At 72.7% G+C, this 23,035-nt stretch carries 21 protein-coding genes; 13 read left to right on the forward strand and 8 right to left on the reverse strand.

All coding sequences use genetic code 11. The annotated features are described in order from the left end of the window. Window positions 1–73 precede the first annotated feature (73 nt). The 4 genes from ACFY9E_RS00860 to ACFY9E_RS00875 all read left to right on the forward strand — a co-directional run bounded on the left by ACFY9E_RS00860 (window position 74) and on the right by ACFY9E_RS00875 (window position 3,401). The gene (locus ACFY9E_RS00860) at window positions 74–877 is read left to right on the forward strand and encodes an alpha/beta fold hydrolase (protein ID WP_390980228.1); all 804 of its coding nucleotides are present in this window, start codon (window positions 74–76) and stop codon (window positions 875–877) included. After that, window positions 877–2,199: a SpoIIE family protein phosphatase gene (locus tag ACFY9E_RS00865; protein WP_390978018.1), complete on the forward strand. Its 1,323-nt coding sequence runs from the start codon at window positions 877–879 to the stop codon at window positions 2,197–2,199. Before ACFY9E_RS00860 ends, ACFY9E_RS00865 begins: the two co-directional genes overlap by 1 nt. Beyond that, window positions 2,196–2,528, forward strand: a complete 333-nt coding sequence (locus ACFY9E_RS00870; RefSeq protein ID WP_390978020.1) for an anti-sigma factor antagonist — start codon at window positions 2,196–2,198, stop codon at window positions 2,526–2,528. Before ACFY9E_RS00865 ends, ACFY9E_RS00870 begins: the two co-directional genes overlap by 4 nt. A 288-nt stretch (window positions 2,529–2,816) precedes the next feature. Then, complete coding sequence (locus ACFY9E_RS00875) at window positions 2,817–3,401, forward strand: TetR family transcriptional regulator C-terminal domain-containing protein (RefSeq protein ID WP_390978022.1); 585 nt, start codon at window positions 2,817–2,819, stop codon at window positions 3,399–3,401. Between the two features lie 32 nt (window positions 3,402–3,433). Here the strand turns inward: ACFY9E_RS00875 and ACFY9E_RS00880 are convergent, their stop codons facing one another. Next, the gene (locus tag ACFY9E_RS00880) at window positions 3,434–4,090 is read right to left on the reverse strand and encodes a DNA-binding response regulator (RefSeq protein WP_390978024.1); all 657 of its coding nucleotides are present in this window, start codon (window positions 4,088–4,090) and stop codon (window positions 3,434–3,436) included. Between the two features lie 74 nt (window positions 4,091–4,164). Between ACFY9E_RS00880 and ACFY9E_RS00885 the strand changes: the two genes are divergently transcribed. Together ACFY9E_RS00885 and ACFY9E_RS00890 are read left to right on the forward strand one after the other, a co-directional pair. Next, window positions 4,165–5,019 carry an oxidoreductase gene (locus ACFY9E_RS00885; protein ID WP_390978026.1) on the forward strand — a complete coding sequence of 285 codons (855 nt, stop codon included), beginning with the start codon at window positions 4,165–4,167 and terminating at the stop codon, window positions 5,017–5,019. A 243-nt stretch (window positions 5,020–5,262) separates the two neighbouring features. Next, complete coding sequence (locus ACFY9E_RS00890) at window positions 5,263–7,077, forward strand: ATP-binding cassette domain-containing protein (protein WP_390978027.1); 1,815 nt, start codon at window positions 5,263–5,265, stop codon at window positions 7,075–7,077. A 5-nt stretch (window positions 7,078–7,082) separates the two neighbouring features. Here the strand turns inward: ACFY9E_RS00890 and ACFY9E_RS00895 are convergent, their stop codons facing one another. Then, window positions 7,083–7,790, reverse strand: a complete 708-nt coding sequence (locus tag ACFY9E_RS00895) for a TetR family transcriptional regulator (protein ID WP_390978029.1) — start codon at window positions 7,788–7,790, stop codon at window positions 7,083–7,085. A gap of 194 nt (window positions 7,791–7,984) precedes the next feature. On the opposite strand from ACFY9E_RS00895, the gene ACFY9E_RS00900 reads away from it, so the two are divergent. The 3 genes from ACFY9E_RS00900 (at window position 7,985) to ACFY9E_RS00910 (ending at window position 11,974) form a co-directional block, all read left to right on the forward strand. Further along, window positions 7,985–9,481: an amino acid permease gene (locus tag ACFY9E_RS00900; RefSeq protein WP_390978031.1), complete on the forward strand. Its 1,497-nt coding sequence runs from the start codon at window positions 7,985–7,987 to the stop codon at window positions 9,479–9,481. Window positions 9,482–9,502: 21 nt separating this feature from the next. Continuing rightward, a complete protein-coding gene (locus tag ACFY9E_RS00905; protein ID WP_390978033.1) occupies window positions 9,503–11,164 on the forward strand; it encodes an amidohydrolase family protein in 1,662 nt (553 codons plus the stop codon). Between the two features lie 75 nt (window positions 11,165–11,239). Then, on the forward strand, window positions 11,240–11,974 hold the full coding sequence (locus tag ACFY9E_RS00910; RefSeq protein WP_390978035.1) for a hypothetical protein: 735 nt from the start codon (window positions 11,240–11,242) through the stop codon (window positions 11,972–11,974). Between the two features lie 12 nt (window positions 11,975–11,986). Here ACFY9E_RS00910 and ACFY9E_RS00915 read toward each other — a convergent pair whose 3' ends face one another. After that, on the reverse strand, window positions 11,987–13,501 hold the full coding sequence (locus ACFY9E_RS00915; protein WP_390978037.1) for an MFS transporter: 1,515 nt from the start codon (window positions 13,499–13,501) through the stop codon (window positions 11,987–11,989). A gap of 227 nt (window positions 13,502–13,728) precedes the next feature. Here ACFY9E_RS00915 and proP point away from each other — a divergent pair, with 227 nt between their 5' ends. The 3 genes from proP to ACFY9E_RS00930 all read left to right on the forward strand — a co-directional run bounded on the left by proP (window position 13,729) and on the right by ACFY9E_RS00930 (window position 16,069). Continuing rightward, window positions 13,729–15,225: a glycine betaine/L-proline transporter ProP gene (proP, locus tag ACFY9E_RS00920; protein WP_390978039.1), complete on the forward strand. Its 1,497-nt coding sequence runs from the start codon at window positions 13,729–13,731 to the stop codon at window positions 15,223–15,225. A gap of 115 nt (window positions 15,226–15,340) precedes the next feature. Beyond that, the gene (locus tag ACFY9E_RS00925; protein WP_390978041.1) at window positions 15,341–15,754 is read left to right on the forward strand and encodes an SRPBCC family protein; all 414 of its coding nucleotides are present in this window, start codon (window positions 15,341–15,343) and stop codon (window positions 15,752–15,754) included. Between the two features lie 6 nt (window positions 15,755–15,760). Beyond that, window positions 15,761–16,069, forward strand: a complete 309-nt coding sequence (locus ACFY9E_RS00930; protein ID WP_390978043.1) for a hypothetical protein — start codon at window positions 15,761–15,763, stop codon at window positions 16,067–16,069. Window positions 16,070–16,175: 106 nt separating this feature from the next. Here ACFY9E_RS00930 and ACFY9E_RS00935 read toward each other — a convergent pair whose 3' ends face one another. Next, a complete protein-coding gene (locus tag ACFY9E_RS00935) occupies window positions 16,176–16,655 on the reverse strand; it encodes a MarR family transcriptional regulator (RefSeq protein WP_390978045.1) in 480 nt (159 codons plus the stop codon). Between the two features lie 64 nt (window positions 16,656–16,719). Here ACFY9E_RS00935 and ACFY9E_RS00940 point away from each other — a divergent pair, with 64 nt between their 5' ends. Then, complete coding sequence (locus ACFY9E_RS00940; protein WP_390978047.1) at window positions 16,720–17,559, forward strand: alpha/beta fold hydrolase; 840 nt, start codon at window positions 16,720–16,722, stop codon at window positions 17,557–17,559. Window positions 17,560–17,623: 64 nt separating this feature from the next. Here ACFY9E_RS00940 and ACFY9E_RS00945 read toward each other — a convergent pair whose 3' ends face one another. From ACFY9E_RS00945 to ACFY9E_RS00960, 4 genes are all read right to left on the reverse strand, one after another. Further along, window positions 17,624–18,781 (reverse strand): Rieske 2Fe-2S domain-containing protein, encoded by a 1,158-nt coding sequence (locus tag ACFY9E_RS00945; RefSeq protein WP_390978049.1) that lies wholly within the window; start codon window positions 18,779–18,781, stop codon window positions 17,624–17,626. Window positions 18,782–18,954: 173 nt separating this feature from the next. Beyond that, window positions 18,955–19,488: an AAA family ATPase gene (locus ACFY9E_RS00950; protein WP_390978052.1), complete on the reverse strand. Its 534-nt coding sequence runs from the start codon at window positions 19,486–19,488 to the stop codon at window positions 18,955–18,957. A gap of 9 nt (window positions 19,489–19,497) precedes the next feature. Next, window positions 19,498–20,028, reverse strand: a complete 531-nt coding sequence (locus ACFY9E_RS00955) for a GNAT family N-acetyltransferase (protein ID WP_390978054.1) — start codon at window positions 20,026–20,028, stop codon at window positions 19,498–19,500. Between the two features lie 68 nt (window positions 20,029–20,096). Continuing rightward, window positions 20,097–23,033, reverse strand: coding sequence for a hypothetical protein (locus tag ACFY9E_RS00960; protein WP_390978056.1), 2,937 nt, complete (start codon window positions 23,031–23,033; stop codon window positions 20,097–20,099). Between the last annotated feature and the right edge of the window lie 2 nt (window positions 23,034–23,035).

Raw genomic sequence — 23,035 nt, forward strand, 5'->3', positions numbered from 1 at the left:
TTTCGCGGTCGCGAAGGCCCTGCTCACGGGCCCGCCGTCGAAGCGCTCCGGCTGAGGTGGGAGCATGGTCGGTATGGACATCCGCAGCAGGAACAACGTCAACGTCATCGGCCGCGACGACGCGCCGGTGCTGCTCCTGGCACACGGGTTCGGCTGCGACCAGAACATGTGGCGGCTGGTGGTGCCGGTGCTTGCCGAGCGCTACCGGGTGGTGCTGTTCGACTACGTCGGTTCCGGCGGCTCGGACCTCGCGGCCTGGAGCGAGGAGCGGTACTCCTCGCTCCAGGGCTACGCCGCAGACGTCGTCGACGTCTGCGAGGAGCTGGACCTGCGGCAGGCGGTGTTCGTGGGGCACTCGGTGAGTGCCATGGTGGGGGTGCTGGCGGCGCAGGCCGCGCCGGAGCGGATCGGGGCGCTCGTGATGGTGACCCCCTCGCCCTGCTACATCGACGACGAGGGCTACCGCGGCGGCTTCAGCACCGAGGACATCGACGAGCTGCTCGGCTCGCTGGAGGCGAACTACCTGGGCTGGTCGTCGGTGATGGCGCCGGTGATCATGGGCAACCCGGAGCGGCCGGAGCTGGGCCAGGAACTGACCAACAGCTTCTGCGCCACCGACCCCGACATCGCCCGCGTCTTCGCCCGTACGACGTTCCTCACCGACAGCCGTGAGGACCTGAAGGATGTGTCCGTGCCGACGCTCGTACTGGAGTGCGAGCAGGACGCCATCGCGCCGCGCGAGGTCGGCGCCTACGTGCACGCGGCGATCCCCGCCTCCCGCCTGGTCACACTCGCCGCCACCGGGCACTGCCCGCAGCTCAGCGCCCCGGAGGCCACCGCCGAGGCCATCCTCGACTTCCTGGAGTCCCTGAAGTGATGTGTCGTGCGGGCGGCGTGCCGGAGCCCGCCGGAACGGGGGGCGAGGCGAGCACGGACGCGGCCTTCACAGCGCTGCTGGAGGACAGCGTGGAGGACCTGTACGAGTACGCGCCGTGCGGTTACCTGTCCACATTGATGGACGGCACCATCGCCAAGATCAACAACACCCTGCTGGACTGGCTCGGTCTGGACCGAGAGGCCGTGGCGGGCCGCAAGCGTTTCACGGACCTGCTCACCGTCGGCGGGAAGCTGTACCACGAGACGCACTTCGCTCCGCTGCTGCGCATGCAGGGCGAGCTGCGGGGGATCGCCCTGGAACTGCGGCGCGGCGACGGCGGCCGGCTGCCGGTGCTGGCCTCCGCCGTGATCAAGTACGGGACCGAGGGCGAGCCCCTGCTGATCCGCATCACCGTCTTCGACGCCTCGGACCGCCGCGCCTACGAGAAGGAACTCCTGCACCGCCGGCAGGAGGCCGAGCGGGCCCGCGCCGAGGCGGACGAGGCCCGGCGGCAGGCCGAGGCCGACCGGGCCAGGCTGGCCGAGGCGCTCGCCGTCCTGCAACGCTCCCTGGTGCCGGACTCGCTGCCCGCCGTGCCGGGCGTGGAGACGGCCGTCCACTACCACACGGCCGCGCCGGACCAGCTCGGCGGCGACTTCTACGATCTGTTCCCCGTCGCCGGCGACCGGTGGGCCTTCTTCCTCGGCGACGTGTGCGGCAAGGGCCCCGAGGCCGCCTCCCTGACCTCGCTGACCCGCTACACCCTGCGCGCCGCGGCCCACCACGACCCGGATCCGGCCTCGGCACTGACCACGCTGAACGCCGTCCTGCACGAGCGCTACACCGCCGACGGCGACCCCCGGTACTGCACCTGCATCTTCGGGATCATCGAGCCGGGCGGCGAGCACGGGCCGACGACCGTGCGTGTGGCCTCCGGCGGCCACCCGCCGGCGCTCGTGCTGCGGTCCGACGGCAGCGCCGAGTTCCTGCCCACCCCCGGTGGGCTGCTCATCGGCGTCCTCCCCGGCGCCCCCATCGGCACCGCCGAGACCGTCCTCGCCCCCGGCGACACGGTCGTGCTGTACACCGACGGCCTCACCGAGGCCCGCATCGGCGCCGGCCGCGACGACCTGTACGGCGAGGACGCCCTGCACGCCTTCGCCGCCGACCACGCTCCCGCCGCACCGCGCGAGGCGATCAACGCCCTCACCGGGCTCCTCGAGAGCTTCGGCGACGGTCTGGACGACGACACCGCCCTGCTCGCCCTCGGCGTTCCCGCCGCACCTTCCCTCATGGGCCCGGGAACGGGTCACACCTCATGAAGCCGCTCACCATCAGAGAGCACGCCACCGCGACCGGCCCCGTTCTGCACGTGACCGGCGATCTGGACTACGACCGGGCCCCCGAACTCCGCGGCAGGCTCGACCAGCTCTCCCTGGCACCGGGGCAGTGTCTGGTCCTGGACCTGTCCGGACTGGAGTTCTGCGACTCCTCGGGCATCACCGCGCTCCTCGCCGCCCGGCAGCGCGCCCTGGCCGCCGGCGCCGACGTCGTCCTGGCCGCCGTACCGGCGAACCTGCTGCGCGTCCTCACCCTGGTCGGTCTCGATCAGGTCTTCACCCTGCGCCCGGACTCCAGCGCCGCGTCATGACCCGTCCTGGCCGGCGGCCCGGACGAACACCGGCTTGAGGTGCTTCTCCGGCAGCGCGGCCGGCAGGTCCTCCAGCGCAGCAGCACCGTGGCGAGATCACGCTGGACGCCGGCGCGGCCTCTGCGGTCAGGGCCACGGCGGGGGCGGTGAGCCGGATCATCGGCATGGGCAGGCCTCTCTCTTCGGGCGTCGTGTCGGGCGACGCAGCTCTATGACAGTCGTTATAAAGCACGGCCACGCTAGGCTATGACGGCTGTTATAGCGCTCGGCTCGGAAGGGACCGTGGACGTGACCAAGCCCAGCCCGACGGCGAGGGAGCGGATCGTGGCCGGTGCGGCCGACATGATCAGCCGACGCGGTCTGAACGCGACGAGCATCCGCGAGACGGCCAAGCACGCCCGGGCGCCCCTGGGCTCGACGTACCACTACTTCCCCGAGGGCAAGCAGCAACTGGCCACCGAGGCGGTGCGCTTCACCGGTGCCTGGGCCGCCCGCAGCCTGCGCGAGGAGCTCGAGGCGGGGCCGGTCGCCGGGCTGCGGGCCTTCCTCGCCCTGTGGCGCGGGATCGTGGTGGACAGCGACTTCCGGGCGGGCTGCCCGGTCCTCGCCGTCTCCATCGAGGAACCCCCCGCCGACGCGACGCCCACCGCCCTGGCGGCGGCCGCCGAGGTGTTCGAGGAGTGGGAGGGCCTGCTGGCCGGCTCGCTGCGGGAGCACGGCGCCGAACCCGCGCAGGCGGCCCAGCTCGCGACGCTGATCGTCGCGGCGGTCGAGGGAACCGTGGCCATGTGCCGCGCCAAGCGCAGCACGCAACCGCTGGACCACACGGCCGCCCAGCTCCAGGCGCTCATCGCCGCCGCGATCGGGGACTGACCGCTTCCGCCCCGGACTCCCCCGCCGGTTCGTCAGCCGCTGAGGCCGAGTTCCCCCGCGCGCACACCGGCCTGGAACCGTGACCCCGCGTCGAGGGTGTCGAGCAGTTCGGCGACCCGGCGGCGATAGGTCCGCACGGACATGCCGAGTTCCTTGGCCGCCGCCGTGTCGGTCGCGCCCGACCCCAGCGCGCGCAGAACCCTGCTGCCGACGGCGTCGAGCCGCGGCCTGTCCATGTCGAGGAAGGCATCGAGGTCGAGGGCGCTCTCCCAGGCGGCCTCGAAGAGCGCGTACACGGCGCCGACCAGGGTGGCGCCCGAGGTGAGCGTGTACTCGCGGCCGCCCGGGGCGTCCAGGCCGGCGAGGATCGCGTACCTGCGGTCGATGATGATCGTCTCGTGAGGCAGAGCTGTCGCGGCGACGCGGACCCGGGCGCCCTTGGCGGCGATGTCACGCAGGTGCTCACGGCCGCGCTCGTCGGCCAGCGCGGCCGGGCTGCACAGCTTGCGGACCTGCCGGCCGCCGGGCTCGCGCAGCCATCCGTAGGAAGCCTGCCGGGCGCGACGCAGCTCGGAGAAGGTGTCGAGATCCCGCACGGCGCAGATGAATTCCTCGCGGACGGAGGAGAAGAGGTGCTCGGTGCGCGCGACGAAATCGAGGTCACCGCGGACCGTCACGATGTCTGCCACCCGGCCATTCTGCCTCGTGGCAGCTAACTGCCACGCGTTGGCGTCCCGGACGCCTCATTGCCGAGGCTGCGTTCATGAGCAACGACTTCCTCCTCGGCGGCGACCTTCCGGTCGGCCGCATCGGCTTCGGCGCCATGCGCCTGTCCGCGAACGGCTTCACCGGCCCGGCCCGGGACCCCGGGACCGGCCGCGCCGTCCTGCGCCGTGCCGTCGAACTCGGCGTCGACCACATCGACACCGCCGCCTTCTACGTCAGCGACGACCGGACCGTGCGCGCCAACGACCTCATCCGTGGGGCCCTGCACCCCTACCCGGACGACCTGGTCATCGCCACCAAGGTCGGCCCCGCCCGCACGCCCGACGGCGGCGTGACCCAGACCACCGACCCCGCCGCGCTGCGCCCGTTGGTCGAGGAGAACCTCGAAACCCTCGGCGTGGACCGCCTCGACCTCGTCTATCTGCGCATCGGCCTGATGGGAGCGCCGCACGGCGAGTCGGTGGCCGCACGTTTCGAAGCACTGGCCGCGATGCGCGAGGAGGGCCTGATCCGCCACCTCGGGCTGAGCAACATCGACTCCGGTCACCTCGCCGAGGCGCGGACGATCGCGCCCGTCGCGGCCGTCCAGAACCACTTCCACGCCGGCCGGCGCGACGACGCCCGGCTCCTTGCCGCCTGCGAGGAGGCCGGCATCGCCTTCGTGCCGTTCTTCCCGCTGGGCGGCGGCATGAGCGACCTCAGCGGTGACGGTATGACCAAGGTGGCGCACCGGTACGGGGCGAGCGTCCCGCAGATCGCCCTGGCCTGGCTGCTGGCGTCCTCCCCCGTCACACTGGCCATCCCCGGCACGGGCTCCCTCACCCACCTGGAGGAGAACATGGCCGCCCGGTCGATCACCCTCACCCCGGAAGACCTCTCCGACCTCGTCTGACGCACCGGCAGGGGCGCCTTCACGTCGCTCACCGGCGCGCGCGACCGTCCCACCCCGAATCCGCCCGCCGCGCCCCAGGGCGCTCCCCGCACACCACCCCCCGGCCGGAAAACGCTTGGACGCCGCCGCCGGCATCGCGGGACACTTCCGGACTCGACCCGAAACCTCACACATCCGTTGCGGCGATGGCCCCTGCCCGCACGCGCGGCGTGGCGGGCGGCCACAGGACGACACAGGGGTGGGATGGAAACGCCGGAAACACACAGGGTTTTACCGGGCAGGCGCTCGGTGCTGCTCGCACTTCGCTACTACGGACGGGAGTTGTCCCGGCTGCGCCGGTGGACGGCACCCGCGATGCTGCTCTCGGCGCTGGGCAACATCGGAATCAACTACGTCGCCCCGCTGATCGTCGCCAAGCTCGTCGGCGACATCGCGGGGAACAAGGACATCACGGCCGGCTCGATGCTGCCGTACGTGCTCGCCTTCGCCGGTGTCCTGCTGGTGGCGGAGGCGCTGTGGCGCGTCGCGCTGCACTGCCTCAACCGTCTCGACGCCCTGGGCATCGAGCATCTGTACGTGATCGGGATGGACGAACTGTTCGCCAAGGACGCCGCGTTCTTCCACGACAACTTCGCCGGTTCGCTGACCAAGCGGGTCCTCAGCTTCGCCTCCCGTTTCGAGCAGTTCGTCGACACGCTGACGTTCCAGATCGTGGGGAGCTTCGTGCCACTGGCGTTCGGGGCGGTGGTGCTGTGGCGCTACGAACCGCTGCTCGTCGTCGGTCTCCTGGTGATGATCACGCTGACGGCGGTGCTGGTCGTGCCGCTGATCCGGCGCCGCCAGGCGCTCGTCGACCAGCGTGAGGAGGCGATCGCCCGGGTGTCGGGCCATGTCGCCGACAGCCTGATGAACATGGACACGGTGCGGGCGTTCGCCGCGGAGGAGCGGGAGGCCGCCGAGCACCGGTCGCGGGTCGCGATGTCGCGCCGCCTCACCGTGCGCTCGTGGGACTACGGCAACCTGCGCATCGACACACTGGTCGCGCCGATGTCCGTGCTCACCAACGCGATGGGCCTGCTGCTCGCCGTGACGCTGGGCGGCGGCGCGCACGGCGTCGAGGCGATCGTGGTCGCCTTCGCCTACTACAACAACGCGACCCGGATCATGTTCGAGTTCAATCAGATCTACCGCCGGCTGGAGAGCTCGATGACGGAGGCCGCGCAGTTCACCGAACTGCTCCTGACCCCGCCGACCGTGCTCGACCCGCCGGCGCCGGAACCGCTGCGGCCCCGGGCCGCCGACGTCCGCTTCGAGAAGGTGACCTTCGCCCACCGGGGAGGGCGGCCACTGTTCGAGGGACTCGACCTGGCCGTGCCGAGCGGGGCGAAACTCGGTCTCGTGGGCCGGTCCGGCGGCGGCAAGACCTCCCTCACCCGGCTGCTGCTGCGGATGACCGACATCGACGGCGGCCGCATCCTGATCGGCGGCCAGGACATCAGCCGGGTGCGCCAGGCGGACCTGCGCCGTCGGATCGCGTACGTTCCGCAGGACCCGGCCATGTTCCACCGCACCCTGCGGGACAACATCGCCTTCGCCCGGCCGGACGCCACGGACGCCGACATCCGCCGGGCGGCCGAGGCGGCCCATGTCACGGAGTTCGCCGACGCGTTGCCGGACGGCTTCGACACCATGGTGGGCGAGCGGGGCGTCAAGCTGTCCGGCGGTCAGCGCCAGCGAGTCGCCCTCGCCCGGGCGATCCTGCGGGACGCGCCGATCCTGCTGCTCGACGAGGCGACCAGCGCCCTGGACTCCGAGAGCGAACTGCTGGTCCAGGAGGCCCTGTGGCGGCTCATGGACGGGCGGACCGCGCTGGTGGTGGCGCACCGGCTGAGCACGGTCGCCGGCATGGACCAGCTCGTCGTCCTCGACCGCGGCCGGATCGTCGAGCAGGGCACCCATCAGGAGTTGCTCGCGATGGAGGGTGCCTACGCGAAGCTGTGGCAGCACCAGTCGGGTGGCTTCCTGGACGACACCCCTGGAGGGGCTGAGGTGCCGTAGCGCCGCTACGCCGGCCGCCGGGTGAGGGCACGGGCCCGGGCCTCCAGGGCCTCCAGCAGGAGGTCCACCGCCTCCTCGAAGGAGCTGTCCGCCATCGCGGGCAGCTCCCTGCGTACCGCGGTCAGGGACGGGTACGTCGCCGGATCGAGGTCCTGGTAGACGTCTCGCCACGACCTGTGGTCGGCCTCGCGCCGTTGTGGGGGAAGCGCGTGGAACGCCGCCTCGGTGGCGGCGTGGCTGAGGACGGTGTCGATGAAGGCCAGATAGAGCCGTGCGGCGTCGGCCGGTGGGAAGCCCGCGGTGAGCAGCAGGCCGATCCCGGTCTCCACGGCACGGATCTCGTTGCGGCGCCGGGTCACGCGGTGGGCGGCCATGGCGGCCGCCCGGGGATGGGCGAGGTACCCGGCACGGACCCTGAGGGCCATCTCGCGCAGCGAGGCCGCCCAGTCGTCCCCGGGGACGAATCCGGCCATGGCGTCGCCGATGATCCGGTCGGCGATGGCGAGCACCAGGTCGTCGGTGCCGTGGAAGTAGCGGTACAGCGCGGTCGGGTCGCAGCCCAGGGCGGCGCCGAGCCGGCGCACGCTCAGCGCCTCGGGTCCGTGCTCGCCGATCAGCCGCAACGCGGTCTCCACGATCAGGTCCTCCGACAGCAGGACCCCCGACCGGGTCGGTCTGCGACGCCGGCGCTCCCCCGGGACACGGGTGGTCATGACCGGACTCCTCTCCCCTGCGCACCGAAGGCTTCCCGTCCTGCGAGGGTTTCTCGCCGGACGGCGGGTCCCCGCGTCACGCAGTGAACGACCCGTGAGCGCCTTACGTCAACAGGGTTGACCGAATGTGGACACCGGTTGTTCCATCACAGTCCCGCGCGGCTCTTCCCACCCCCGTCCCCGAGGAGCCCATCATGTCGTCCGTCCCGCCCCCGCCACGCCCCGCGCTGCGCCGTTCCCTCGGCGTCGTCGACGGCGTCGCCATCGCCGCGTCCAGCACCGCGGCCACCACCAGCATCGCCATCGGCATGGGCACGATCGCGACCGTCGTGGGCCTTCAGGCCCCCGCGCTCCTGCTGCTGGCCTTCCTGCCGGTGCTGGGCATCGCCCTGGCCTACGCCCGCCTCAACCGCTCCGAACCCAACTGCGGCAACGGCTACACCTGGGTCGGCAGATCCCTGGGGCCCTGGCCCGGGTTCCTGACCGGCTGGGTGACCCTGGTCGGCTCGGTCATCTTCTGCGCCTACACCAGCGCGATCATGGGTTCGGTCGTGCTGGCCTTCGCCAACAAGGCCGGACTGCGCAGTCTGGCGGGCGTCGCCCTGGACCCGACGTCCACGGGTGTCTGCACGGCGGTCGGGCTGGTGATCCTGCTCGCCCTCACCGCGCTGGCCGTCACCGGCGTCCGGGGCGCGACCCGCTTCCAGTTCGGCCTGCTGGTCTTCGAGTACGCGGTGCTGCTCGGCTTCTGCGGCTGGGCCCTGGTCACCGGCGACCACGCCGTCTCCCTGTCCTGGTTCAACCCGTTCGAGATCTCCAGCGGCACCGCCTTCGCCCAGGGCATGGTCCTCGCGGTGTTCTTCTTCTGGGGCTGGGACGCGGCGTTCAGCGTCACCGAGGAGACCAAGGAACCGGGCGACGCGGCCCGCGGCGGGCTCATCGCCCTGTTCGCGATGCTCGGCCTGTTCCTGTTCGCCTCGGTCGCCTTCCAGCGGGAGATGAGCCTGGCCGAACTCGTCCGCAACGGCCCGCAGGCCCTCGGCCACCTCGGGGAGAAGCTGGCCGCCGAGCCCTGGGCCACGCTGCCCCTGCTCGCCCTGATGTTCTCCGCGGTCGCCTCCGTGCAGGCCACCCTGATCCCCACGGCGCGCGGCCTGCTCGCCATGGGCCGCGACCGCACGATGGGCCGGCTGTGGACCCGGGTCCACCCGCGCTACGGCACACCGGCCGCCGGGACGGCCGTCGTGATGTCCGTCGCCGCCGTGATCGCCCTGCTCGCCTTCGCCATCCCCAGGCTGAGCGACATGCTGCTGGCCGCCGTCAACGCCATCGGCCTGATCGTGGCCCTCTACTACGGCCTCACCGCGCTGGCCTGCGCCGTGCGCTTCCGCACCGCCCGGCACCAAGGGCCGCGCGAGGCGCTGCTCGCCGTCGGGGTGCCCGCCGTGTCCGGGCTGGTGCTGCTGGGCCTCGGCGGCTACCTCGGATACTCGTACCTCACCATGAGCGATCACTTCGAACTGAGCCCGGACAACGGCTGGTTCATGTTCTCGCTGCCCGCCGTGATCGTGCTCGCCGGCCTCGGCATGGCCGCCGTGGCCAAGTACGTCCGGCGCTCGCCCTACTTCACCACCGGGCGCGGCACGGACGCCGAAGCCCTCACCCTGCCGATGGACCGCACGGCGGTCTGACCCTCCTTGGAGTTCTCCCCGATGTCACACCCCCCTGCCCAGGGACCCGCGGACCTCGTCCTGACCGGCGGTCCCGTGCACACGGTCGACCCGGCCCGCAGCCGCGCCACCTCGGTGGCCGTGCGCGGCGGGCGGATCGCCGCCGTCGGCCACGACGAGGTGCGCGAGCTGATCGGGCCGCGCACCGAGGTCGTCGACCTCGCCGGGAAGCTGCTGCTGCCGGGCTTCCAGGACGCCCACGTCCATCCGATGGGCGCGGGCCTCGAACTCGGCCTGTGCCATCTCGGCGACACCACCGACGCGGACGCGTACCTGCGCAGGATCGGGGCGTACGCCGATGCCCACCCGGACGCCGAATGGATCACCGGGGGCGGCTGGTCCCTGGAGGCGTTCCCCGGCGGCTCCCCCACGGCCGCCGCCCTCGACGCGATCGTCCCCGGCCGGCCCGTCTTCCTGCCCAACCGCGACCACCACGGCGCCTGGGTCAACAGCCGGGCCCTGGAACGCGCCGGCATCGACGCCCAGACCCCCGACCCCGCCGACGGCCGGATCGAGCGCGACGCCGAGGGCAACCCCACCGGGATGCTCCAGGAGGGCGCGGTCCACCTGGTGGGCAGGCTCGTGCCCGACCCCACGCCGCAGGAGCAGCTCGCCGGCCTGCTGCGCGCCCAGGCCGTGCTGCACTCCCATGGCGTCACCGCCTGGCAGGACGCCATCGTCGGCACGTACGCCAACCTGACCGACCCGGCTCCCGCCTACCTGACGGCCCTGGACCGTGGCCTGCTCACCGCCCGGGTCGTCGGCGCCCTGTGGTGGGACCGCGAGCGCGGCGCCGAGCAGATCGCCGAACTCGTGGCCCGGAGGGAGGAGTTGAGCCGGGACCGGTTCCGCACCGGCACCGTGAAGATCATGCAGGACGGCATCGCCGAGAACCACACCGCCGCCATGCTGGACCCCTATCTGACCGGCTGCGGCTGCGCCTCGGACAACAGCGGCATCAGCTTCGTCGAGCCGGACGAGCTGCGGAAGTACGTCACCGAGCTGGACGCACACGGCTTCCAGGTCCACTTCCACGCGCTCGGCGACCGCGCCGTGCGTGAGGCGCTCGACGCCGTGGAGTCCGCCCGGGCCGCCAACGGCAACCGCGACACACGCCACCACCTGGCGCACCTCCAGGTCGTCCACCCCGGCGACCTGCCGCGTTTTCGCGCGCTGGGCGCGAGCGCCAACCTGCAGATGCTGTGGGCCGCCCACGAACCGCAGATGGACGAGCTGACCCTGCCCTTCCTGGGGGCGGAACGCGGCGCGCGGCAGTACCCCTTCGGGGATCTGCTGCGGGCCGGGGCCACTCTCGCGGCGGGCAGCGACTGGCCCGTCAGCAGCCCCGATCCGCTCCAGGCCATCCATGTCGCCGTCAACCGCGTCTCCCCCGAAGCCCCCGACGGCACCCCGGCCTTCCTTGCGGAACAGCGCCTCGACCTGGGTGCCGCCATCGCCGCGTACACAGCGGGCAGCGCCCATGTGAACCACCTCGACGACATCACCGGCAGCATCACCGTCGGCAAGGCGGCCGACCTCGTCGTCCTGGACCGCGACCCGTTCGCGGGCCCGCCCGAGGAGATCGCCGCCACTCGGGTCCTGGAGACTTTCGTGGAGGGCCGGCGCGTCCACACCGCTGCCTGAGGCGTGGTCCAATGCTCCGGGGTTTCCACGTCCGGAGGGGGATGAGGCGCGGTGGGGTCGTCGGGGCACGGAGCCATGCGGTCGGTGATGTGGGTGCTGCTCGCCGTCGTGGCGCTCGGCGTCGGGGTGGCGTCGGCCCTCGAGATCCGCGGGGCCCTGGAGCGGGAGCGGGAGTACCGCGCCGCGCCGGACTGCGCCGCCGTCCCCGTCGAGGCGTCCGGCTGCGTGTGGGAGCAGGAGTTCACCGTGCGCGGCGCCGACATGAACCGCGGGGAGCGGGGCGAGTCTCCGGAGGCGGAGCTGGTGCCGCCGTCCGGCGAGCCGTGGGAGGTGACGTTCCTGCGCACCGAGCCCGTGATGTCCGAGATGGAGCCGGGCGAGAAGGTCGTCGGTGTGATCTGGCACGGCCGGGTCGTCGAGGTCCGGGACGCCGAGGACCGGCGGCAGCAGACGTCCGACGGGCCCGTGGGATGGCCCGAGGACCGTCTGGGCGGTGCGCTGGCCTGTGTCTCGTTCGGGCTGGCGGCCCTCGTGGGCGGGCTGTGGCCGCTCTTCGCGCGCGGCGAGGGGCGTCATGTGACGGCGGCGAAGATGGTGCGGTGGCACGGCGTCGGCCTGGGTGCCACGGCCATCCTGACGCTCTGGGCGCAGGCCTCCAACGACTGGCCGCTGTGGGCCATCCCGGCGATCTGGGGGCCGCTCGCGCTGCTGCTCCTGGCGTCCATGACGGCCTTCGCCCTCGGCGCGCTGCGCGGCGAGCTGGACGAGGACGCGCCCGCCCCGCGGGGGCCCCGGCCGCAGACCTCGTGAGCGGGTGACCGCTCAGGTCTGCCGGGCGTGCACGGGACTGTGGGCGACATCGTCCGGGCACCGGCGGTGCGGCTTCCGCGTCCGCCGGTCGCGCCGCCAGTCGTAGGCCGCGAGGGCCAGGGACGCGGCCATCCCGACGAGCCCGGCGGCCATCGCGAGGAAGAGGGCACCGCGGTAGTCGTCGCTCCTGCTGCCGAGCACCAGGTAGAAGAGGCCGGGCAGGGTGGCGGTGCCCACCGCGGCGCCCAGGCGCTGCCCGGTCTGCAGGGCGCCGCCCGCCGCTCCCGCCATGTGCACGGGCACCTCGCGCAGCGTCATGGTGATGTTGGGCGAGATCACGCACCCGCCGCCGACACCGCCGAGGAACAGGACCGGGGCGGCGATCCAGGGGGCGACGTCGAGGGGCGCGAAGCGCAGCAGCAGCGCGGTGCCGCCCAGCCCGAGGATGACGCCCGTGAGCCCGCCCACGGTGAGCAGGCGGCCCAGCCGGTCCACGAGGCGCCCGGAGACGGCGGCGGCCAGAGCCGAGCCGAGGGCGAAGGGAGTGACCGCGAGACCCGACTTGAGCGGGGAGAAGCCCAGGCCGTGCTGGTAGAAGAGGGCGAAGACCAGCCAGACGCCGCTGAAGCCGATGAAGTAGAGCGTGCCGACGCCGGCGCCGACGGCGTAGCCGCGCACGGTGGTGAACAGGCGCGGGTCGAGCAGCGGCTGGTTCCCGCGGTTCAGCAGGCGGCGCTGCCAGCGGGTGAAGACGAACAGGAGCGCGGCGCCGGCCGGGAACAGCCACCACAGCCGTGTGAGGCCGCCGGTCTCCGCCTGGACCAGCGGGTACATGAGCGCCAGGACGCCGAGGCCGAGGAGCAGGACACCGGGCAGGTCGACGTGTTCGCGGCCGGAGCGCCGGGTGCGGGGCAGCAGGCGGCGGCCGAGCAGCACCGCGAGGATGCCGATGGGGACGTTGACGTAGAAGATCCACCGCCAGCCCTGGGCGCCGTCGGCCAGGGCGAGGATCAGACCGCCGGTGAGGGGGCCGACGGCGGAGGAGATGCCGACGGTGGCGCCGAAGAAGCCGAAGGCCCGACCGCGCTCCCCGCCCCGGAACATCTGCTGGATGAGCGCGGAGTTCTGCGGCGCCATGAAGCCGGCCGCCAGGCCCTGGGCGAGCCGGGCCACCACCAGCAAGGTGATGTTCGGGGCCGCCCCGCAGGCCGCGCTGAACAGCACGAAGCCGCTGAGGGCGAGCAGGAAGATGCGGCGCCGGTCCAGGGCGTCGCCGAGCCGGCCGGCGGTGACGAGGGCGAGGCCGAAGGAGAGGGCGTAGCCGGACACCACCCACTGCACCTCGGCCGCGGAGGCGTGCAGCTGTTCCTGGACGGTGGGCAGGGCGACCGCCACGATCGACACGTCCAGCAGGCTCATGAAGCCGGCCACCAGCGTGACCCACAGGGCCCGCCACCGGTTCGGGTCCGGTGCGTAGCCGTCCTCCTGCCCGCCCCGGTTCCGGCCGCCCGCCGCCGACGTCGTCACTTGGGCTCCTCTCACCAGGCACGCACCCGGCGAACCAGGTTCCCCGCCGTCTCGGGGGCACACCCCGCGCCGGGGATCCTCCCGGCGCGGCGCCCGCCCTACTCACCCTGAGCGCCCGTGCATCACGTTGCGTGTTCGGACGGACGCCGCGCGAAGGGGTTCGTTTGAGTGCACGAGATCTGTGCAGGCGTGGTGCGGGAAAGACGAACGGCGAAAGGAACCACGTGATGGCGGCGACCGACAACGACGAGTCGGTGGATCCCGCGGCTGTGAGACGACACCGGGTGCTGTTCCGGGCGATCGACAAACGACGCAATCCGAAGCTGCGTCGCAGCGACATCACGGTGACCGACGAGGCGGCGGTCAAGCGCGCCACCAAGGCCGCCGCTCTCGGCAACGCGATGGAATGGTACGACTTCGGCATCTACAGCTATCTGGCGTCGACCATCGGGAGGGTCTTCTTCCCCTCGGGCAACGACACCGCCCAGCTGCTGGGCTCCTTCGCGACCTTCGCGGTGGCCTTCCTGGTGCGTCCTCTCGGGGGCATGGTCTTCGGGCCGCTCGGGGACAAGGTCGGGCGCAAGCGCATCCTCTCCCTCACCATGATCTTGATGGCGGTGGGGACCTTCGCGATCGGTCTGGTGCCCTCGCACGCCGTGATCGGTCTGTGGGCCCCGGCGCTGCTGATCTTCTTCCGGCTGGTGCAGGGCTTCTCGACCGGCGGGGAGTACGGGGGCGCCTCGACGTTCATCGCGGAGTACGCGCCCGACAAGCGGCGCGGCTTCTTCGGCAGCTTCCTGGAGCTCGGCACCCTCGCCGGATACGTCGGGGCCTCCGGCCTCGTCGTCGCCCTCCAGACCCTCCTCAGCGACGAGCAGATGCTGGCCTGGGGCTGGCGCGTGCCGTTCCTGGTCGCGGCCCCGCTCGGCCTCATCGGCCTGTACCTGCGGCTCAAGCTGGACGAGACGCCCGCCTTCCAGAAGCTGGAGGGCGGCCAGGCCAAGGCGAGCGAGGCAGCCGACGCCGTGGAGACCTCGGCGGCGGCCGACCTCGGCAAGATCTTCACCCGGTACTGGCGGCCCCTGCTGCTGTGCCTGGCGCTGGTCGCGGCGTACAACATCACCGACTACATGCTGCTGTCGTACATGCCGACGTACCTGTCCGACGAGCTGGGCTACGGCACCAACCACGGGCTGCTGATCCTGCTCGTCGTGATGGTGGTGCAGATGTGCCTCATCAACCAGGTCGGACGGCTCTCGGACCGCTTCGGGCGCAAGCCGCTGCTGATGACGGGGATGCTCGGGTTCCTGTTCCTGTCCCTGCCGTCGTTCCTGCTCATCCGGCAGGGCGGTGTCGTCCTCATCACCCTGGGCCTGCTGTTGATGGGGCTCTCGCTGGTGGCGATGCTCGGCACGATGTCGGCGGCGCTCCCGGCGATATTCCCCACCCAGGTGCGCTACGGGTCGCTCTCGGTGGCCTACAACCTGGCCACCTCGATCTTCGGCGGCACCACACCGCTGGTGATCACCGCCCTGATCAGCGCCTTCGACTCGACCCTCATGCCGGCGTACTACGCCACCGGCGCCGCGGTCGTCGGCGTCATCGCGGTGCTGTGCATGCGGGAGACCGCGAACAAGCCCCTGGCAGGGTCTCCGCCGTCCGTGGAGACGGAGGCGGAAGCGCGGGAACTCGTCCAGGCGCAGTCCCCCCAGCCCCGGTTCTGACCGACGCGAAAGGCCCCGTCCGCACGGAACGCGGACGGGGCCTTTCCCGGTTGGGCCCGGCCGGGCCGGGAACGCGGTACGCGCCACGACACCCGAGGCGAGGGCCGGTGAGGCGATGACCGAGGACGAACGTTCCCGCACGATGCCCACACAGGCCGAGCAGGTCTTCGACCAGGCCGCGAACGTCGGCCGGCTGGACAGCTGGCTGCCGGAGGCCCTGCACGTGGAGGCCGGGGAACTGCCGGCCGTCACCGTGCACGAGGACCGCACCGACGAGGACACCTCGGCCCTGCTGCGCGCCCGGCGGGACCAGATGCGGCTCGAGTGGGGGACCCGCGACCAGGGCGGCTACGCGGGCTGGCTCCAGGTGGCCGGGATCGACGGCGGTGCCAGTGAGGTGACCGTGCACCTGTCGTTCTTCGACGACAGCCATGACCCGGGCGAGCGGGCCGTCGCCGACGCCCTGGACACCAGCCTGCGGCGGCTGGAGGAGCAGGTGCGGCTGCACGTCGACCACGCGGCCGGCTGAGCCGCCATGGCGCGCGCCAAGAGGTACGGCGTCGCAGCGTCCGGGCAGTGGACCGACGAGGAGGAAGGCCGGCGCAGGCTGCCCGCCGGTGAGGTGCACGCGTGGGTGCCCGGCCGCAACGAGACGGTCTGCGGCCTGTCCCTCAGCCGCTCCCGGCTGGTCCGTTTCCCGCACGTCGACTGGCCGGACACCTTCCCGGAGTCGGGCGGCGCGGCCGACCGGGTACAGCGGCAATGCCCGCGCTGCGCCTCGGTGGCGGGACGCCGGGGCACCGATGCCCGCCCGCGGTGGCAGCGCACCCGTCCTCGTCCGTGAGGCCGATCCCGGCTGCGCCGGAGCCCGAGCCCGGCCGTGCGGGTCGCGCTCCGACCCGCGTGCCGGGGGCGGTCCCGCCCCTGTCCGGACCGTCGCCGCCGGAACCTCACCGTTCCCCGGGGCCGTCCCGCTGGACCCGCCGCCCCGCCGCGGCGACATCGCGCATGGCCAGAAGGAAGCGCCGCACCACGGCCAGCTCCGCCTCGTCGAAGGAGCGCATCGAGTCGACCATCTCGTGGATCAGCGGCCCGAAGAAGGACCAGCCCAGACTGACGGCCTCCTCCCGCACGACCAGCAGCACGCGCCGACGGTCCTGCGTGTCCCGTTCCCGGCGCACCAGCCCCAGCCGCTCCAGCCGGTCGACCAGGGCCGTGGTCGACGCCGAGTTCAGCCCCAACTGCGCGCCCAGCCACCCGGGCGTGGCCCGCACCCCTTCGCGGCCGGCGTCGAGCAGGTGGATCAACGCGCGCACATCCGTGGGATGCAGGCCGTTGCGGCCGGCGAACTCCGCTGCGAACAGGTCCAGTTCCAGCGTCACGGCTCGCAGCAGATGGACCAGTCGCAGCCCGGGATCCTGGTCGTCCATGGTTCACTCCCCTAATATCTCGGTGGTCGAGACTATCGGTGAACGAGTCATACGGGGTGGGACCATGGACGACAAGGCGACCTTCCTGGCGGCGTACGACGCGGTGCTCCGGCGCTGGCCCGTCGAGGTGCACGGCGTCGACGTCCCCACCCCCTACGGCAGCACCCGGGTCCACATCAGCGGGCGCGAGGACGGTGTGCCGCTCGTCCTGCTGCCCGGCGGCGGAACGACCTCGACCGCCTGGTTCGCCAACGTCGGCGCCCTGGCCCCCACTCACCGGATCCACGCGGTCGATCTGATGGGCGACATCGGCCGCAGCGTGCACGACGGAGCACCGCTACGGGGCGCCGCCGACCTGACGGCCTGGCTCGACGCCCTCTTCGACGCCCTGCGCCTGGACGGCGCGCACCTGTGCGGCCATTCCTACGGAGCCCGGATCGCCCTCGGCTACGCGCTGCACGCGCCCCGTCGGCTCGGCAGGCTCGCGCTGCTCGACCCGGTGAACTGCTTCACCGGCATGAGCCCGCGCTACCTCGCGCACGCCCTGCCGATGCTGTTGAGGCCCACCGCCGAGCGGGTGCGCGCCTTCCACCGGTGGGAGACCGGCCGGGCCCCGGAGGATCCCGTGTGGCAGGCGTTCCTGGAGAGCACCGCGACCGTCCGCCGGTCGAAGGTCGTCGCCATGCGGCGCCCCACGGCGCGGGATCTCGCGACGTGCACCGTGCCGGCCCTGGTGGTCCTGGCCGAACGGAGCCGAGCCCACGATCCGCGACGCGCGGCGACCGCCGCACGCCGGCTTCTGCCCGCGGCGAGCGTCGTCACCCTGCCCGGCGCCTCTCACCATTCCCTCCCCACCGAACGGCCCGCGGAGCTGAACCGGCTGCTGACGGAGTTCCTGGCCTGAAGCCGTGCGGGTCCGCGTCCGCGGGTCCGGAGCGCGGGGCCTGCGGCACCCGCCGCCCCTCCGTCTAGCCGCGCCCCCGGCCGTCGCACACCGAGGCGGCGCCGCACACGGCAGGCCGGGGGCGGATGGGGACACCGTTGGTGCGCAGTACCTCGCGGACGTCCAGGATCAGCGAGAACACCTCGCGGTTGCGGTCCTCGCCCTGCTCGTCCCAGGCCCGCTGCTCGGCCTCGACAGCCATCCGGTCCTCGGCGAACACACGCTCGGTGAAGCGCCTGATGAGGGGCCAGGCGAGCTGCAGGGCGCCGGGGACCCGCGGTTTCTCGATCATGAGCAGGCCGAAGGTGTGACACCTGCGCTGCTCGGCGTCCTCGGGCACGTAGGCGACCCAGAGGCGGAAGGCGGGCCGCTCCGCGTTCTCCGGGACCAGATCGAGGGTCTGGTACGGGTACGCGGTGCGGATCGTCATGACGTCGCGGGAGTCGCTGCCGCCGATGCCCTCGGAGGCCAGCAGGCTGGCCCCGCGGTTCCGCTTGCCCCCGGCATGACGGAAGAGGTACCTGGCCTCCACCGACCGCTCGTCGGTCCGGTAGTCCAGCAGTTCGGGATGGAGTCTGCCGACGACGCCCCGGTGGAGGAACTGGTGGTTCATGTCGAGCAGGTTCTCGTGCATGAACGAGTAATGGCAGTGCACGGTCCGGGAGTAGGTCATGGTCTTGTAGCGCGGTGACCCGAACGCCGGCAGGTCGGGCAGCGGCGTGTCGGCCGCCTTGTCGGGGTCGCCCGGGAACGCGAACACCAGGCCGTACGCCTCCCGGACGGGGTAGCCGCGCACGCCCCGCGGCGGCCGGCCGTCGCCCTTGGAGAGGTAAGGGATCTGCGAGATGCGGCCGTCACCGCGGTAGGCCCAGGCGTGATAGCAGCAGCGCAGTGCCTCGCCCTCCACGACGCCCATGCTCAGCGGCACCTGACGGTGGGCGCAGCGGTCCTCCAGCGCGTACACGGTGCCGCTCTCGCCGCGGTACAGCGCGATGCGCTCCCCGGCGAACGTCGTCGCGAACGTCCCCTTGCTGCGCACGTTCTTCGACAGCGCCACGGGATACCAGAAGTCCGGGTTCGCCCCGACTCGCCGGAGGTCGATGGTGCCGGTGACCGGGTCGCGATGCTCCGAGGGCCACTCGGCCCCGGCAGAGAAGGTCCCGGCCTCGTCGGTCTCGGTCATACCTCTCCCTCGCGCGTACGGGCAGCGACAGCCGCGCGTCACATCAGGCAGCACCGAGCTGCCGGCGGACGCCCCGGCACCGCCCATCCTGGTCGCGGCGCGCCGGTCACGCCCTGCCCGGCGCGTACGGACGGGTGACCCCGGTGCACTCGGGAGACGAGCCGAGGGCAGGACTAGAGGTCGCGTGCGGGCAGACCGGCCAGGCCGGTGTCGAGCATGACGCGGTCCACGCTCTCCCGCAGGGTGCTGTCGGCGCCGATGACGGTCTCGATGCCGCCGGGCAGGAGGTCCAGTTCCCGGTACCAGTCCCGCAACCGCGCCTCGCCGACCTCGTTCGCGATCGGCTTGGTGGCGTGGCGGACGAGGGTCTCCTCGAAGGGCACGTGCAGGTAGTACGCGTGGGTCGGCCCCCGGTGGTCGGCCCGCAGCCGGGTGAGCATCTCGCCGTAGTGGTCGGCGTACAGGAGCCCTTCGACCACGACGTGGTACCCGGCGTCGAGCGCGTAACGGGCGGTCAGGTCGATCAGACCGATGTTCGCCGCGCCGGGCCGGTCCCTCTCCCGCAGCACGACGCGGCGCAGATGGTCCTGTCCGACCAGCGCCAGCCCCCGCCCGAACCTCTCACGGACCCCGGCCGCCACGGACGACTTCCCCGACCCGCTGTTGCCCCGCAACACGACCAGCCGGGTCTCATCGCTCCCTACCACGCCCCCACGTCAGGGCCTGATCAGTCCGCCGACCCACCAGTCGTGGGGCTTGCCGTCGTTGGCGATGCCGCGGTGGCGCAGTGTCCCTTCCACGGTGAAGCCGAGCTTCTCGGCGACGGCCCGTGAGCCGGTGTTCCCGGTCATGGCCCACCACTCGATGCGGTGGACGTCGAGCGTGGCCCACCCCCAGTCGCACAGCGCCCGCGCGGCCTCGACCGAGAAGCCCTGGCCACGCTGCTCCTTGACCGCCCAGTAGCCCAGTTCGTAGACGCCCTGGCTCACCTTGGTCAGGCAGTAGGAGCCGACGAGCGCCGCGGTGTCCTTGCGGAACGCTCCGAGGACGTAGTCCTTGTCGGTGGACCAGCCCTCGGGCCACTCCTCACCGACCTTCTTCTCGGCGTGCTGTCGTGTGAAGGGCACGGGGACCGGCGTGTAGAACTGGATGTCCTCGTCCTGGCAGGCGTCGAGCACGGCGTCCGCGTCTCCCGGCTCGAAGGCCCTCAGTACCAGACGCTCGGTCTCAAGAGTCACTGGATCCACCGCGTCAGTATGAGCGCGCGCCATGGCCCACGGACAGCGAATTTCCGTCCCGGCCCCGTGCCCCCGTGTCACTCCTCGTCGCGCAGCCTGCCCGCCAGGGAGACCAGCGACTCCGTCTCCCCGGTGTGGCCCAGGGCGGTCAGCCGGGTGATCGCCGCGTCCAGGCGGGTGAGGGCGGGAGCGGGGCGTTCCAGGTACAGGCCCTCCACCGCTCCCGCGAGGCGGACACACTCGGCCCACTCGCCGACGCGGTCGTCCTCCCGGCCCGGCTCGCCGAGCAGGGCAAGGGCCTTCTCCAGGGCGGCCAGGGCGTCCTCGTACGCGCCGGCGTAGGCGTTGACCCGCCCGTGTTCGTAGGCCAGGGCCGTGTCCAGGGAGCGGCCGTGCGCCTCGTACCCGGCGGCGCGGGCCTCGTCGGCGATCCGGCCGGCGTCGGCGAGCAGGGCGAGGGCGTCGGGGAGACCGTCGGGGCCCTGCCGCTGTGCCTGGAGGCGGGCGATCTCGCGCAGGGAGTTGCTGAGGAGTTCGTAGCGCGGGTCCCGGGCGTGGGCGGCGAGTGCCTGGTCGGCGGCCTCGCGGGCCCGGCCGAACTCACCGGACTCGGCGAGGAGTACGGCCGTCTCCGCGGCGATCATGGCGTGGCTGCCCGGGTCGTCGTCCCAGCCGGCCGACTCGGACGCGAGGGCGACGAACTCCGCCGTGGCGGCCTTGAGGTCTTCCCCCGCGTGCAGGGCGCGGGCGCGGGTCAGGCGCAGTTGGGCGACGAGCCGGTCGTCCAGCTCTCCGGCGGCGACGTCCGGCTCGGCCAGCAGGGAGTCGAGCAGGGCGATGCAGTCCTCGACACGACCCAGGTCGAGGCTGAGCTGGGCGGCGTTGCTGTAGGTGCAGTAGGCGTCGGTACGGTTGCCGCCGCGCAGGTCCAGTTCAGCCGAGCGCGTCAGGTGCCGCAGTGCCTCGTCGGGGCGGCCCAGGCGCATGCAGGCCTCGGCCAGGTCGGCGTGGAGACGGGTGGCTCCGACCGTCTCGGCCGGCCAGTCGGCGGCCAGGCGCAGCCCCTCGGCCAGGTCGCCGTACGCGGCCTCGGGGTCCTGGAGGACGAGCTGGAGCCGGCCGCGCAGTCCGAGTGTGCGAGGCAGGTGCCAGGCGGGGCCCTGCGCCTTGAGTCGGTCGAGGAGGGCGTCGGTCTCGGTGACCGCGGCGGGCAGGTCGCCGGAGAGGGCGTACGTGGTGGCCCGCAGCAGTCGGGCACCGGAGATTTGTCCGGCGATGTCGTGCCGGGTGGCGAAGGCGCTCAGCAGGTCCGCCTCGGCGAAGACCGGCGCGACGTGCTCCTCGCTGCGCGTCGTCTGCAGGCGGAGCGCGAGCGCGGTCGCCCGCAGCCGCAGCAGGCGGGCCTCCTGGCGCGGGGTGAGACCGGGGGTCTCCTCGTGCAGGCGGACCATGGAGGCGTGGGCGGTGGTCAGCGCGGCGGCCTTCGCCTCGGGTTCGTCGGTGCCCTCGGCGGGGATCTCGGCCGTGGCGAGCAGGACGGCGGCGCGGGCGAGCGCCGCGTCACCCGGTGCGCCGGCGTCGTCGTACAGGCCTGCGGCCTCGTCGTGGAGGGCGGCGGCTTCGGCGAACTCGTCCTTCTCACCCGCCTTGTTCGCCTCGTCGGCCAGCAGGTCCGCGCGCAGCCGCGCGAGCGGGCCCACGGCCGGGTCGTCGGGGTGGCTGTAGTCGCGGGCGGCGACGAGCGTGCGCAGCCGCGCCCAGCAGGCCGCCGCGTCCGGGTGTCCCTGCTCGTCCAACGTCCTTGCCCTGAGGATGAGTTCGGGAAGGGAGTCGGGGACGGCGGCGGCCGGGCGGGTGGTGGCGGGGGCGACGGGGGCGGCCGGGGCCACGTCGTCGAGGCTGCGGGTGCGCAGGGTCAGCTCCAGTGTGTCCAGGAGCGGGGCGCGGTCGAGGCGGACCCGGCGGCGGTCGGTGTGGGCCGTGGTGCCGTTGCGGGCGTCGAAGCGGGCGGCGAGGTCGTCGGCGCGGCTTCGCACCTCCGCGCGCAGACCGGCCACGGTCCAGGTGCGGCCCGCGTACCCGGCGGCGGGCAGGTCGCCGTGGCCGAGGACCTCGACGCGCTGGAGGAGGACCTCCACGCCGGTGAGGAAGTCGAGCTGGTCCAGCGGCGAGTCGACCTCGTCGAACAGGCTCCGGTTCTCGGCGAGCAGCTCCAGTCCGCGCGCCTCGTTGCCGCTCAGCGCGCAGAACTCCAGGTGCCGGCCGACCTCCCCGGACATCGAGGGGTTGCGGCGGCAGCCGCGGTAACCGGCCAGGTGCAGCTCGCGGGCCCGGTCGGCGCTGCCGGTGCGCAGCAGGGGCAGCAGCGCGTAGGACAGGGAGCGGGCCGGCTCCTCCTGGCAGGATTCCTTGCCGGCCAGGACGGGCTCCCAGGCGCGCAGCGCCCGCGCGTCGTCGCCCGCGGTGAGGTGGTGCAGGGCGCGCTCGCAGATCTCGCAGGCCTCGCAGTCGCTGAGCCGGGTGCGGGCGCGGCCCGCCCACAACTCGTAGGCGTGGGTGGTGTCCTCACCCACGTGGACGGCGAGCTGGTACGCCTGTCCGTAGTAGGGGTGGAGGCCGAGGCCGGCCTTCTCGTAGCGGTCGCGCATCTCCGTCAGCCACTGGCGCAGGCTGGCCAGCGGTATCTCGGGCAGCTGGCGCAGGGCGTGGCTCACCCACTTGAACCGCCAGAACAGCATGTGGCGCAGGCGGTCGTCGAAGACATCGGGCTGCTCGTCGAAGAGGGTGAGCAGGCGGGCGAAGACGACGGGCGACTTCCGGGGCTCCGAGCCGTAGGTGTAGGCCTCCTGGAGTTCGAGGAGCGCGTGGACGAGCGGCACGGGCTCCGCGAACTGCTCGGCGGCCTCGACGAGTTCCTCAGCGGTGACGGTGCGGGTGCGGCCGTAGGGGCGCCGGTCGTTGTCCTGGAGCGCCTGGTACAGCTCGTCGGTGGTCTGGGGTGCGGTCGTCGGCATCG

The organism is Streptomyces sp. NPDC012466 (assembly GCF_042955215.1).
Taxonomy (GTDB): Bacteria; Actinomycetota; Actinomycetes; order Streptomycetales; family Streptomycetaceae; genus Streptomyces.

What these genes read in the sequence shown, in the direction of transcription:
- ACFY9E_RS00860 (WP_390980228.1), top strand. Translation starts at nt 74, where the DNA reads ATGGACATCCGCAGCAGGAACAACGTCAACGTCATCGGCCGCGACGAC.
- ACFY9E_RS00865 (WP_390978018.1), top strand. Translation starts at nt 877, where the DNA reads ATGTGTCGTGCGGGCGGCGTGCCGGAGCCCGCCGGAACGGGGGGCGAG.
- ACFY9E_RS00870 (WP_390978020.1), top strand. Translation starts at nt 2,196, where the DNA reads ATGAAGCCGCTCACCATCAGAGAGCACGCCACCGCGACCGGCCCCGTT.
- ACFY9E_RS00885 (WP_390978026.1), top strand. Translation starts at nt 4,165, where the DNA reads ATGAGCAACGACTTCCTCCTCGGCGGCGACCTTCCGGTCGGCCGCATC.
- ACFY9E_RS00890 (WP_390978027.1), top strand. Translation starts at nt 5,263, where the DNA reads ATGGAAACGCCGGAAACACACAGGGTTTTACCGGGCAGGCGCTCGGTG.
- ACFY9E_RS00895 (WP_390978029.1), bottom strand. Translation starts at nt 7,790, where the DNA reads ATGACCACCCGTGTCCCGGGGGAGCGCCGGCGTCGCAGACCGACCCGG.
- ACFY9E_RS00900 (WP_390978031.1), top strand. Translation starts at nt 7,985, where the DNA reads ATGTCGTCCGTCCCGCCCCCGCCACGCCCCGCGCTGCGCCGTTCCCTC.
- ACFY9E_RS00905 (WP_390978033.1), top strand. Translation starts at nt 9,503, where the DNA reads ATGTCACACCCCCCTGCCCAGGGACCCGCGGACCTCGTCCTGACCGGC.
- ACFY9E_RS00910 (WP_390978035.1), top strand. Translation starts at nt 11,240, where the DNA reads ATGCGGTCGGTGATGTGGGTGCTGCTCGCCGTCGTGGCGCTCGGCGTC.
- proP (WP_390978039.1), top strand. Translation starts at nt 13,729, where the DNA reads ATGGCGGCGACCGACAACGACGAGTCGGTGGATCCCGCGGCTGTGAGA.
- ACFY9E_RS00925 (WP_390978041.1), top strand. Translation starts at nt 15,341, where the DNA reads ATGACCGAGGACGAACGTTCCCGCACGATGCCCACACAGGCCGAGCAG.
- ACFY9E_RS00930 (WP_390978043.1), top strand. Translation starts at nt 15,761, where the DNA reads ATGGCGCGCGCCAAGAGGTACGGCGTCGCAGCGTCCGGGCAGTGGACC.
- ACFY9E_RS00935 (WP_390978045.1), bottom strand. Translation starts at nt 16,655, where the DNA reads ATGGACGACCAGGATCCCGGGCTGCGACTGGTCCATCTGCTGCGAGCC.
- ACFY9E_RS00940 (WP_390978047.1), top strand. Translation starts at nt 16,720, where the DNA reads ATGGACGACAAGGCGACCTTCCTGGCGGCGTACGACGCGGTGCTCCGG.
- ACFY9E_RS00945 (WP_390978049.1), bottom strand. Translation starts at nt 18,781, where the DNA reads ATGACCGAGACCGACGAGGCCGGGACCTTCTCTGCCGGGGCCGAGTGG.
- ACFY9E_RS00960 (WP_390978056.1), bottom strand. Translation starts at nt 23,033, where the DNA reads ATGCCGACGACCGCACCCCAGACCACCGACGAGCTGTACCAGGCGCTC.